Origin of the sequence: Bacteroides graminisolvens DSM 19988 = JCM 15093, assembly GCF_000428125.1 — a bacterium.
GTDB classification, from domain to species: Bacteria; Bacteroidota; Bacteroidia; order Bacteroidales; family Bacteroidaceae; genus Bacteroides; species Bacteroides graminisolvens.
Genome location: NZ_KE386627.1, coordinates 460,077 through 472,445, shown reverse-complemented (window position 1 = coordinate 472,445; position 12,369 = coordinate 460,077). Strand labels below are relative to the sequence as shown.

The following is a 12,369-nucleotide window of genomic DNA, read 5'->3' as shown; positions in this document are numbered from 1 at the left end:
GATTACATAGGCTTTTCTCAATCGTCTTATTTGTAAATATGCAACATTTACAAGATGAAGAACATGAAGAAAAAACTCTCATTATGGATGTTGGCCGCCGGAATAGTTCCTTCGGTCATGGCACAATATCCAGTTATTCCTGATTCAGTAAAGGCTCGTGGCGAGCGTCAGGAGGCTGAGATTATGCGTAAATCGGATGCTGCCTGGCAGAAAGCATTGCCCGTTATTCTGGAAGAAGCTGCTAAAGGTCGTTTCTACAAACCTTGGGCTTCGAAGCCGGATGATTTGCTAAAAGTAGATATTCCTGCTTTCCCCGGTGCGGAGGGTGGTGGTGCTTATACTCCCGGTGGTCGTGGCGGTAAGGTAATTGTAGTTACCTCGTTGGCCGATGAAGGTCCCGGTACGTTTCGCGAAGCTTGTGAAACAGGCGGAGCACGCATTATCGTGTTCAATGTGTCGGGAGTTATACGCTTAAGCAGTCCCATTCATTTGCGTGCACCTTACGTAACCATTGCCGGACAAACGGCTCCGGGCGACGGTGTATGTCTTACAGGTGCTTCTTTCCTGATCGATACACATGACGTGGTTATCAGACACATGCGTTTCCGTCGTGGAGCGCAAGATGTAGCTTTCCGCGACGATGCCATCGGTGGCAATCCGGTGGGTAACATTATGATTGACCACTGTTCGGCAAGTTGGGGGTTGGACGAAAACATGTCTATCTACCGCCACGTGTACAATCGTGATGAAACCGGTCACGGTCTTAAACTGCCCACGGTGAATATTACAATTCAGAACTCGGTATTCTCCGAAGCGATGGATACCTACAACCATGCGTTTGGTGGAACCATTGGGGGACACAACTGCATGTTTGCCCGCAACCTGTTTGCCTCAAACATTAGTCGTAACTGCTCAGTAGGTATGAATGAAGGGTTCAACTTTGTGAATAATGTGACGTTTAACTGGTGGAATCGTTCGGTAGACGGTGGTGATAACACCAGCTTGTTTAACATCATCAATAACTACTTCAAACCGGGCCCTATCACTCCGCTCGATAAACCAATTTCTTACCGTATATTGAAACCAGAATCAGGTAGAGATAAAAGCAAAGCACTATCGTTTGGCAAGGCTTATGTCAACGGTAACATTGTGCATGGCAATAAGAAGGTTACTAAAGATAACTGGAACGGTGGGGTGCAGTTGGCCGATGACGTAAAGGAGGAAGAATTCCTGAGCAAAATTAGGGTTAACGAACCTTTCCCTATGCCACATGTTACTATTATGCCGGCCCAAAAGGCATATAACTTTGTCATGGAGAACGTAGGAGCCAACTTCCCTAAGCGCGATGCTGTAGATGCACGCATTGTGAAGTCGGTACAAACAGGAAAAGCCATTTATGTTGAAAATGCTCCTGAGTTTGTTTCTCCCTACATTAAGAGAAGATTGCCGGCCGACTCATACAAACAGGGTATTATTACCGATATTCGTCAGGTAGGCGGTTTGCCTGAATACAAGGGAACACCGGTGAAGGACTCTGACAATGACGGTATGCGCGATGCATGGGAAATAAAGAATGGTTTGAATCCTCATGACCCGTCGGATGCTACGCTTGACTGCAACGGCGACGGCTATACCAATATTGAAAAGTATATCAACGGAATAGATACCAAAAAGAAGGTCGACTGGAAGGATGTGAAAAACAATCACGACACGTTGGCCGGACGAAAAAGCTTGTTATAATGAAAAAGATGAATGTAAAAGTTCTCTTCCTAGGGTTGGTAAGTATAGGGTTTGTGCACGCTAGTGCGCAAACCTTTGCTTTACAGGTAAAGAACAATAAGATTACGTACGTAAACGACAGCAAGGGGAATCGTGTGCTCGATTTCTCGTACTGTGGTTACCGCAATTCGGAGCAGGATATTCCGAATGTGAATAATGCTGTGTTTGTGCCCTGCAATGAGGGTGACAACTGGGCCAATATTCAAAAGGCAATTGATTATGTGTCGTCATTGAAACCCGATAAGCAAGGGTTTCGTGGGGCAGTTTTGCTTGGAAAAGGTACATACACACTGAGTCGTGAGCTGCGCATTGCAGTATCGGGTGTGGTGTTGCGTGGAGCCGACAAGGAGCAAACGGTGTTACTTAAAACCGGTGTTGACAGGGGTGCATTGCTTTATGTGGAAGGACAGAACAATGTAATGACTACGGATACCGTAGAGGTGCAACAAGCGTATGTGCCCGTTGGCAGCAAGGAGTTGCAGGTTTCACAATCGGGTTCTTTCCGCGTGGGCGACCGTGTGTTGGTGGTTCGTCCGTCGACCAAAGAGTGGATTGCTTCGATCGGTTGTAATATTTACGGAGGAGGCATTGATGCGCTGGGTTGGAAACCCGGTGATACCGATTTGCTGTGGGACAGAACCGTAACCGCTGTGGCCGGAAACAAACTAACGGTGGATGTGCCGTTTACCGTGGCGCTGGATGCTGCTTTTGGTAAAGCTAAGGTGATTCGTTACCGGTGGACGGGCAGAATTGCTCATTCCGGTGTGGAGAACCTCACGATGGTGTCCGATTACAACAAACAATATCCCAAAGATGAAGACCATGCCTGGGTAGGAGTTTCCATCGAGAATGCCGAAAACTGCTGGGTGCGCAGGGTTAACTTCAAACATTTCAGCGGTAGTGCGGTCATTGTGCAGCGCACAGGTTCACGCATTACGGTGGAAGATTGTATTTCTCGTGAACCGATATCCGAGGTAGGAGGTATGCGTCGGTGTACCTTCTTCACACTGGGACAACTGTGTTTGTTTCAGCGTTGTTATTCCGAACAGGGAATACACGATTTTGCTGCTGGATATGCTGCTGCCGGTCCCAATGCTTTTGTGCAGTGTGACACGAAAGAGTCGTTGGGCTTTAGCGGATCTATTGATGCATGGGCCTGCGGGTTGCTTTTCGATGTGGTTAACATTGACGGACACAACTTGTCGTACAAAAACTTAGGTCAAGATAAAAACGGTGCCGGATGGAATACGGCTAATAGCTTATTCTGGCAATGCACAGCTGCTGAAATTGAGTGTTACACTGTAGCCGCCGATGCTCCAAACAGAGCTTACGGCTGTTGGGCTCAATTCTCGGGTAACGGTGAGTGGGATGAATCAAACAATCATGTGCAGCCGCGCAGCATCTTCTACGCACAGCTACAAGAAAGATTGCAGGCGTATGTAGACAAGCGTGCACGCATCTTGCCACGTAACACTAGTGCTACCAGTAGTCCGGAAGTGGAAGAAGCCATGCGTTTGGCAAAAGAATCCTTCCAACCTCGCCTTACGTTGGAGCAGTGGATAGAGCAGGGTAGTTTCTCTGCCTCGGTGAGTGCCGATAAAGTGAAATCAGTTGATCAGCTGAAATTCAACTGGCAGTTGCCTCAAAAGAGCAAACACAACATGGGACTGCAAGATGGTCGTTTGGTAACCGATGGTGCTTTGATGGTAGGTGGTCGCCAGGAAGTTCCTTGGTGGAGCGGCAAGCTGAAAACAAACTTCTTGCCTTCGGCTAAGCCCCACGTAACACGCTTTGTTCCCGGAAGAGAAGGGCAGGGGCTGACCGACCGCATCGACTCGGTGGTGAGCTACATGAAGGAAAAGAATATCTTGGTGCTCGATCATAATTACGGTTTGTGGTATGACAGAAGACGTGATGACCACGAACGCATACGTCGTCGTAACGGCGATGTGTGGGGACCGTTCTATGAACAGCCCTTTGCCCGCAGTGGTGTAAGCACCGCTTGGGAAGGTTTGAGTAAGTACGACCTCACGCATTATAATAAGTGGTATTGGTCACGCCTCAAGGAATTTGCCGATAAAGGTGAGCAAGAAGGTTTGCTGCTATTCCATCAGAACTATTTTCAGCACAACATCATTGAAGCCGGAGCACATTGGGTTGATTGCCCCTGGCGATCGGCCAACAACATAAACAGCACCGGTTTTCCGGAGCCTGTTCCTTTTGCCGGTGATAAACGCATTTTTATGGCGGAACAGTTCTATGATGTAACCGACCCCGTGCGCAGAGAACTGCACCGCAAGTACATCCGTCAGTGTTTGGATAACTTTGCCGATAACCAAAACGTGATTCAGCTGGTTAGTGCCGAGTACACCGGTCCGCTTCATTTCGTAGAGTTTTGGCTCGACGTGATTGCCCAGTGGAAGAAAGAAACCGGCAAACATCCGCTCATAGCACTTAGCACAACGAAAGATGTGCAAGATGCCATTTTGAATGATCCGGCACGTGCTGCGGTTGTCGACGTGATTGACATTCGTTATTGGCATTACAAAAACGACGGTACGGTGTATGCTCCCGAAGGTGGCAAAAACATGGCACCTCGTCAGCACATGCGCAAGATGAAAGTAGGGAAAGTAACATTCAACGAAGCCTATAAAGCAGTGAATGAATACCGCACTCGTTACCCCGAAAAAGCCGTAACGTTCTACGCACAAAACTACCCCGATATGGCTTGGGCCATCTTCATGGCGGGAGGCTCTTGTGCACAGATTCCGGTTGCCGATAAAGACTTTTTGCGTGATGCTGCTCAGATGCACACTGAAGCTACCGGAACGGACGAATATTGCAAAATGGTAAAATCTGGTACAGGAATTATCATTTATTCCAAGTATAAATCAGAAATTACCATCAGTATTCCGGCCGGTAAATACCGCATAAGCTACGTAAATCCGCGTTCCGGAGAGATTGCCACATTGGTGAAAACAACCTCCGTGAAAGCCGGAAACCCGCTGAAACTACCGTCTGGCAACGAAGGAGTTTACTGGATCAGGAACTTATAAACGAAAAGCCTGCTGCATCACGCGGCAGGCTTTTTTCTTCTTACAGCTTTTATATTACATTTATGTTATATAACACAATATCTGTTTTTTCAATCCTATAACCAAATATTCCCTAACGAGCAACAGCGTACTCCCTATTTTTGCATCATAAGAAAAACAACTCTGATTGATACCATGATGGAACAAAATTGTGATGCTAATATCAACTTGTCGAATACGTGCTTAGATCCTGAAGCGCAACTATTGGCCGATTTTCAAGCGGGCGATATGCGTGCTTTCTCGCGCTTGTATGATTCACATATTCATATTCTTTTCAATTATGGCTGCAAACTAACAACCGACCGTGAATTGCTGCGCGACTGCATTCATGATGTTTTTGTGAAAATGCACAGCCGTCGTGATTGCATTACGGATATTAATAACATCAGATCGTACCTGTTCATCTCACTCAAAAACAAATTGTGTGACGAGATGCGTAAACGTATCTATATGTCGGATACTCCGGTGGAAGAGTACAGCAGCATTTCGGGTGAAGAGGACGTGGAAGAAGATTACATCTCTTCCGAAGGCATGAAGAATGATAAATCAATGGTGAAGCGTTTGCTTTCACAGCTTTCTCCCCGCCAGCGCGAGGCACTTACTCTGTACTACATAGAAGAGAGAAAGTATGAAGATATTTGCGAAATCATGAATATGAATTACCAGTCGGTACGCAATTTGATGCACAGGGGACTCCTGAAACTCAGAACATTAGCCGGCTAAGAATATATTTTTTTAGTTTTTGTTTTTTTTGAGTACATAATATTTCCTCCTCCGTCTTAATAGAAAATACAAGGATGGATAAAAGAATATTATATACCGTAGATGATTATCTGAAAGACGATGATTTTATCATTGCCGTTTTAGATCATGATTCTGCAAAGCTTTCTCAGTGGGAGGAGTTCCTCAGGCACTGCCCCATGCAAGAAGCTTTGTTCAATGAGGCCCGCGATGTATTGCAGGGTTTGCCCAACGAGCAGTTGCTCAGCGAGGCAGAGGCAGCATCATTGAAAGACTCTATTTGGAAAAGTGTATTAGTGTAAGATATTACAAGTGTTTATAAAGTTAAGTGTAACGTTAGTGATAGGGAAGGTTTCTGTGAGAGAAAAAAGGATTAGATTCAGGATAACGTTTTCATAAGGTATACAAAAGGTAAAAGCTTGTTCATAATAAGATTAATAGATTAATGAAGGTTAGAAAAAACGTAGCGCAAGGGTTGTCTCGGTTCAAGAGATAACCCTTTTTGCATTTTTGAAAGCGACCAAACTCTGTGTACACCCCCATGTACAGGGTTTGTACACCCGGGTGTACAAATGCCATACACCCGGGTGTACAATGGCTGTACATCCGGGTGTATATGAGGTTTCTTCACTTAGTTATTATTGGGGAGCTGCATGTCTATTTTATATTTAGCACTACCATCATAGTTCTGCAGTGAATCGGCTGTAGCAGTTTGGATGGACAGCTTTGCAGCCGGAATGTTGCAGGTGTTGGTCAGATACTCTTGTACCAACTGATTGCGTTGTTGCAGCCTGTGCAGCAAGCCACTTGCAACAGAATCTGCTACGAATACAGCTTGCAGTTTCTCTTTCAGCGGAGCGTCGAGAGCAACGGTAGCACCTTTGGCGGTTAACATGCCTTGCACGTAGGTCACAAACTTTTCGTCGTTCTCTTTTAATTCCTTGGTATCTTCAAAGGTTACCACTTCCTGATTAGGCATTTGAGATTGAAGGAAGGACTGTTTGGCCAGATACAGGCTGTAATCGTTGAGCGCCTCCTCCCAGTCAACCCATTGCGTTAGAACCACAGTCATATCGGGCTTCTGACGGTACAGATTACCCAAATCGTTGAGCTGACTGTATTGTTGTGCGTTGATTCCTGTCTGCAGCGCATCAACAGGCATCGATTCCATCTTATCAGGGCTCATACCCAGCGAATTGGCCAGGAAACGAACGGGCGAAACAGCTACCTTAACCATGAGGTTTACAATGGTTTTGAAGATTATTTTCTTGTAAGAAAACTCCGGATTATCGAGGTTTCCTTTCACGGGAATATCGAAATTAATCTTTCCGTCCTTATCTTTTAAGATGTACAGCCCCAGTTTCAGCGGAACGTTATATTCCACCTCCATCTCTTTATGCTTTTTTCCTACAGTCATGTTGTACACATCCATGTTATTCAGACTGTTGATGTTATTGTTCTTGATGTGGTTGCGGGTTACGAAGTTCATGTTGCCACCGGTAATGTCATAAGCCGTGTAATCCAGGCAGTAAGGACTGAAGAGAGCCAGACTCACATTCTGAAAATTAGCCATTATTTCTTGATTCTTCAAGTCGTTCATGTTGCCCTTCCAATTGAATTCAACCCTTCCTCCTTGCGGAAGAGAGGCTTTTGCCTTGAATGCATTGGTGCCGTTGAGGTTGAAGTGTTCCGACTGAAAATCGACTCCGGATACAGGCAGGGTAAAAGTGGAAGCCTTCAACGTACGGTCGGTGTACTCTATCTGCGAGTTGGCTATATGCATTTTTTCAATCTTCACATTCATAGGAACGGACGCTGCTGAATCGGTCTGTGAAGCCCCGGCGTCTTCGGGCTTCAGTAATGCCGATACATTATCGGTTTGCGGGTGCATAATGTAATTGAGCTTCACACCCTGCGCATTCACATAGTCAAACAGATAAGTCGATGTAGGCAGGTGAATCTTATTTATTTTGACCGAAGCCTCACGTATGGCCACAATTGGTTCACCCAAGTGATTGGTCAGGTTAAAGTTCTGCGCTTCGGCTGTTCCGCTTATTGTAAATTCCATTACGTGATTGCTGTTACCGCGAATGGAGAGGTTACTGTTTACCGTGCCCTCTAGTTTATCCATATTGAGGTATTCTTTGAGGTAAGGTTTGATGATGCTGACAGGAAGCTTGCCCAGTTGCAGATTCAAATCATACTCGCTGGTTTGCATGTTCATGCTCAGTTTGCTGTTAAGCGTGGCGTCATCACCAACTTTCAGATGAATGCCGGCGTTGGTGTTTCCTTTCTCGAAAGCCAGTTCGGGGATGGCAACACCCAGATCATTCATACGGATGGTGTTATCCAATAACAAATCTGTGTACACCAGTTTGCCTTCGCCAATGTATATGTTCTTAATAACAATTGATTGGGGAAACGAAGAAGGTTCTTTTTTTACCTCAACCGAGTCTTCCTTAGGCATTAAATCGTCAAAGTTGAACTTTTCGCCCTTTTGTATGATGGCAGCATAGGGTCTTATCACTTTGAGTTGCGCAATTTCAACCTTGCTGCTTATGAGAGGCAGCAGCTGCAAGTCAACGAAAAACGTGTCAACAGAAGCAAAAACAGTGCTATCGTTTGCTTCATACATACGCAGAGAGTCGAGTCTGAGCGTGCCTGTAAACACGTTGAGCCTCAAATCCTTCATCAACACCTTGCGGCCTATGAGCTCTTTGCTGTGCTTCTCAATATAACTTTTAGCAAAAGGAGAGATTCCCAATGCGATTACTGCCACTATTATTGCCAATACGGATACAATAATAAGTGTCATTTTAATACCTTTTCTTTTCATCGTTCTGTTTGTTTGAGCACACAAATTTCTGCATTTATTTTCTGAAACGCAAATCTGTCGGTTTATGCTTGTTTTTCCTCGACGGATGGAAGTGTTTTGAGGACAAAATGTACTACATAGAAAAACCGTTCTTCTAAACAATACGTAGCAAGTTAGGAAGAACGGTTTACATTTCTTAGTGAGCTTATCTCAGCCCCAGCGTGCTGATAAGCAAGTAAATAAGTCCGGCTAATACAGCACTCACGGGAATCGTTAGAATCCATGCCCACATCAGATTGATGGTGATTCCCCAGCGCACAGCCGACAAGCGTTTTACTGCTCCCACGCCCATAATGGCACCCGTAATGGTGTGCGTAGTGCTTACAGGTATTTTTAAATGCTCGGTGATGAATAGTGTCAGTGCACCGGCTGTTTCGGCACAAACGCCTTCCAGAGAAGTTACTTTGGTGATTTTGCTTCCCATCGTCTTTACAATACGCCATCCGCCGCTCATGGTACCCAAACCGATGGCAGCAAAGCAAGAAAGAGGAACCCAGTCGGGCATGGCTTCTACGGAATCAATGCTGCCATAAGAAATCATGGCTGTGGCAATGATACCCATTACCTTTTGCGAGTCGTTCAACCCGTGCCCCAAGCTGAATAAGCCCGACGACACCAGCTGTAACTTTCGGAAAGAATTCTCGGCAGTGCGAGCATTGACCCTTTTGAAAGCCCACAACACAGATATGGTAATGATGGATGAAATGAGCAACCCAATAACAGGCGCCAAAATAATAAACGAAGCAATCTTAACGATTACGCCCACGTGAATAGATTGAAAACCGGCTGCGCTGATAGCTGCACCGGCAAATCCGCCTATGAGTGTGTGCGATGAAGATGACGGTATGCCCAGCCACCAAGTCATTAAGTTCCAAGAGATAGCTGCAAGCAGTCCCGAAAGAATAATGGGTAGAGTGATGAATTCCCTCAAGACCGTTTTTGATACCGTATCGGCAATACCAAATTCACCAATGATGTATTTGGCAACAAAGAAAGCGATGAAATTAAAAGCAGCTGCCCAGAGCACAGCCTGAAAAGGAGTGAGCACTCTCGTGGTCACTATGGTTGCAATTGAATTGGCTGCATCATGAAAGCCGTTGATGAAATCAAAGATCAGCGCCAACGCAATGACAAGTATAAGTAATGTCATATTCTTATTTTATCAGGCGTATTTGACGAGAATGGAAGTAATCACTTTGGCAGCACTGTTTATCTTATTCACGGTTTTCTCAAGCTCCTGAATAATTTCCTTCAGTTTAATCAGTTCCACCGCATTGGTTTCTTGGCTGAAAAGGTAAGTGATAGCCTCTTCGTACACCGTGTCGGCTTCTTCTTCCAGCTTCTTAATCTCCTTACAGTGCGCCCGTAACCGCAAGTCGGTCTTTTTGATGTTCGACAGCTCATTGACAGCACTCTGCAATTCATCGCTACCTTTCTTTATCACTTCAACCAGTGTAACCGTGTGTGACGGGAAACGTTGGGGTTGGTAAAGCTGTACCTTTTGTGCGCATCGGTTAATCACATCCAGCACATCATCCATCACGTCGGCCAAAGCGTGCACATCTTCCCTATCAAAAGGGGTGATGAACGTATTGTTCAGTTCGTGAATAATGTTTCCGGTAACCTTGTCACCTTTCACCTCTTCAGCCTTTATAAGCTTGCATAATTCCTCTCTGTGAGCTTTGTCATCACAAGAAAACAACTCCTGCAGATAAGCAGACGATTGAGATAAGAGCGCAGCAGTTTCTTCCAGCATGGGGAAGAACTTAACATCTTTCGGAGCAAATATGCTCAATAATGTATTGATTTTCATTCCTTATTGAAATTTTCGTGTGCAAAGATATACTATCGACTTGTTTCATGCAATAAGAAAGGATTTTAATTTTCACGAATAGGTAGCATAAAAAAAAATCTCCGGCAACCAATACAGTTACCGGAGATTATCTTTTGAGTGATCCGCCTGGGGCTCGAACCCAGGACCCCAACATTAAAAGTGTTGTGCTCTACCTGCTGAGCTAGCGAATCAATCCTTTTATTGCGGTTAAGCGGGTGCAAAGGTAAAACGAATTATCGGCACATCCAAATAAATTCAAGTGTTTTTCTTATCTTTGTCCCGAAAAGGTCGGTAACGGTCTTCTCAGATGTATTATTTACACCTTATTTTATATGGCTGACGATAAAAAGATTATTTTCTCAATGGTTGGTGTTAGCAAAGCTTTCCAACCCAACAAAAACGTATTGAAAGACATCTACCTGTCCTTCTTCTATGGTGCCAAAATTGGTATCATTGGTCTCAACGGATCGGGTAAGTCAACACTGCTAAAAATTATTGCCGGTCTTGAAAAGTCATATCAGGGCGAGGTTGTTTTCTCTCCGGGTTATTCTGTGGGATACCTGGCGCAGGAACCTTATCTGGATGACACAAAAACCGTGAAAGAAATTGTGATGGAAGGTGTGCAACCCATTGTTGATACCCTTGCCGAATACGAAGCAATCAACCTGAAGTTTGGTGAACCGGAGTATTATGAAGATTCCGAAAAGATGGACAAACTCTTTGCCCGTCAGGCCGAATTGCAGGATATTATTGATGCAACAGATGCGTGGAACCTCGACAGTAAACTAGAGCGTGCTATGGATGCCCTTCGTTGTCCGCCCGAAGATCAGTCGGTTGCCAACCTTTCGGGAGGTGAGCGTCGCAGAGTCGCTTTGTGTCGTTTGTTACTTCAGAAACCCGATATCTTGTTGCTCGATGAGCCAACCAACCACCTCGATGCTGAGTCTATTGACTGGTTGGAGCAGCACCTGCAACAATACGAAGGAACGGTAATTGCCGTAACGCACGACCGTTATTTCCTCGACCACGTAGCCGGATGGATTCTCGAACTGGATCGTGGCGAAGGTATCCCCTGGAAAGGCAACTACTCTTCTTGGTTGGATCAGAAAACCAAGCGCATGGAGATGGAAGAGAAGACAGCCAGCAAACGCCGCAAAACTTTAGAGCGCGAGTTAGAGTGGGTACGCATGGCCCCCAAAGCCCGTCAGGCCAAAGGAAAAGCCCGTTTGAATTCATACGACAAGTTGCTTAACGAAGACCAGAAAGAAAAAGAAGAAAAACTTGAAATATTCATCCCCAACGGTCCCCGTCTGGGTAATAAAGTGATTGAAGCCAAAGGCGTTGCCAAAGCCTATGGCGACAAATTGCTGTTTGACGATCTTAACTTCATGCTTCCGCCCAACGGTATAGTAGGAGTGATTGGTCCTAACGGTGCAGGTAAAACCACTCTTTTCCGCCTTATCATGGGAATTGAAAAGGTCGACAAAGGCGAGTTCGAAGTAGGTGAAACCGTGAAAGTGGCTTACGTTGATCAGCAGCATAAAGACATTGATTCCGAAAAAAGTGTGTACCAAGTGATATCCGGAGGAGCGGAATTGATACGAATGGGTGGTCGTGATGTGAATGCACGTGCCTATTTGTCACGTTTTAACTTCTCAGGCGGTGATCAGGAAAAACTTTGCGGAATGCTGTCGGGTGGAGAAAGAAACCGTTTGCATTTAGCTGTGGCTTTGAAAGAAGAAGGCAATGTGTTGCTGCTCGATGAGCCGACCAATGATATTGACGTAAATACACTTCGTGCACTCGAAGAAGGTCTGGAAGATTTTGCAGGCTGTGCCGTTGTTATATCGCATGACCGTTGGTTCCTAGATCGTATTTGTACCCACATTCTGGCCTTCGAAGGAGATTCCAATGTATTCTATTTTGAAGGATCCTATTCTGAATACGAAGAGAATAAAATGAAACGTCTTGGCAACGAAGAACCCAAGCGTGTTAGATATCGGAAACTGATGCAAGATTAAGTTTTCTACTGCTTATAAGTAACG

The 12,369-nt window shown here is 45.3% G+C and carries 8 protein-coding genes and 1 tRNA gene; 5 read left to right on the top strand and 4 right to left on the bottom strand.

Annotated features, from left to right (window positions below; all coding sequences use genetic code 11):
- Positions 1-54: 54 nt before the first annotated feature.
- From C511_RS0114525 to C511_RS0114510, 4 genes are all read left to right on the top strand, one after another.
- A complete protein-coding gene (locus C511_RS0114525; RefSeq protein WP_024995717.1) occupies positions 55-1,740 on the top strand; it encodes a polysaccharide lyase in 1,686 nt (561 codons plus the stop codon).
- Positions 1,740-4,835, top strand: a complete 3,096-nt coding sequence (locus C511_RS0114520) for a DUF6298 domain-containing protein (protein ID WP_394356863.1) — start codon at positions 1,740-1,742, stop codon at positions 4,833-4,835. The genes C511_RS0114525 and C511_RS0114520 overlap by 1 nt, the downstream gene beginning before the upstream one ends.
- Before the next feature lie 267 nt (positions 4,836-5,102).
- Complete coding sequence (locus C511_RS0114515; protein ID WP_148297686.1) at positions 5,103-5,597, top strand: RNA polymerase sigma factor; 495 nt, start codon at positions 5,103-5,105, stop codon at positions 5,595-5,597.
- A 74-nt stretch (positions 5,598-5,671) separates the two neighbouring features.
- The gene (locus C511_RS0114510) at positions 5,672-5,917 is read left to right on the top strand and encodes a hypothetical protein (protein ID WP_024995714.1); all 246 of its coding nucleotides are present in this window, start codon (positions 5,672-5,674) and stop codon (positions 5,915-5,917) included.
- 329 nt (positions 5,918-6,246) lie between these two features.
- On the opposite strand, the gene C511_RS0114505 is transcribed toward C511_RS0114510, so the two are convergent.
- From C511_RS0114505 to C511_RS0114490, 4 genes are all read right to left on the bottom strand, one after another.
- Complete coding sequence (locus C511_RS0114505) at positions 6,247-8,451, bottom strand: AsmA family protein (protein WP_027318328.1); 2,205 nt, start codon at positions 8,449-8,451, stop codon at positions 6,247-6,249.
- A gap of 184 nt (positions 8,452-8,635) precedes the next feature.
- The gene (locus C511_RS0114500; RefSeq protein WP_024995711.1) at positions 8,636-9,640 is read right to left on the bottom strand and encodes an inorganic phosphate transporter; all 1,005 of its coding nucleotides are present in this window, start codon (positions 9,638-9,640) and stop codon (positions 8,636-8,638) included.
- A gap of 12 nt (positions 9,641-9,652) precedes the next feature.
- Entirely contained in the window at positions 9,653-10,303 is a 651-nt protein-coding gene (locus C511_RS0114495) for a DUF47 domain-containing protein (RefSeq protein WP_024995710.1), read from the bottom strand.
- 139 nt (positions 10,304-10,442) lie between these two features.
- Positions 10,443-10,515: transfer RNA gene (locus C511_RS0114490), tRNA-Lys, on the bottom strand.
- Between the two features lie 141 nt (positions 10,516-10,656).
- On the opposite strand from C511_RS0114490, the gene ettA reads away from it, so the two are divergent.
- Complete coding sequence (gene ettA, locus C511_RS0114485; protein WP_024995709.1) at positions 10,657-12,345, top strand: energy-dependent translational throttle protein EttA; 1,689 nt, start codon at positions 10,657-10,659, stop codon at positions 12,343-12,345.
- The last annotated feature ends 24 nt before the right edge of the window (positions 12,346-12,369 follow it).

Coding starts and splice junctions, on each gene's coding strand:
- C511_RS0114505 (WP_027318328.1), bottom strand. CDS start 8,451: ATGAAAAGAAAAGGTATTAAAATGACACTTATTATTGTATCCGTATTG.
- C511_RS0114510 (WP_024995714.1), top strand. CDS start 5,672: ATGGATAAAAGAATATTATATACCGTAGATGATTATCTGAAAGACGAT.
- ettA (WP_024995709.1), top strand. CDS start 10,657: ATGGCTGACGATAAAAAGATTATTTTCTCAATGGTTGGTGTTAGCAAA.
- C511_RS0114500 (WP_024995711.1), bottom strand. CDS start 9,640: ATGACATTACTTATACTTGTCATTGCGTTGGCGCTGATCTTTGATTTC.
- C511_RS0114520 (WP_394356863.1), top strand. CDS start 1,740: ATGAAAAAGATGAATGTAAAAGTTCTCTTCCTAGGGTTGGTAAGTATA.
- C511_RS0114495 (WP_024995710.1), bottom strand. CDS start 10,303: ATGAAAATCAATACATTATTGAGCATATTTGCTCCGAAAGATGTTAAG.
- C511_RS0114515 (WP_148297686.1), top strand. CDS start 5,103: ATGCGTGCTTTCTCGCGCTTGTATGATTCACATATTCATATTCTTTTC.
- C511_RS0114525 (WP_024995717.1), top strand. CDS start 55: ATGAAGAACATGAAGAAAAAACTCTCATTATGGATGTTGGCCGCCGGA.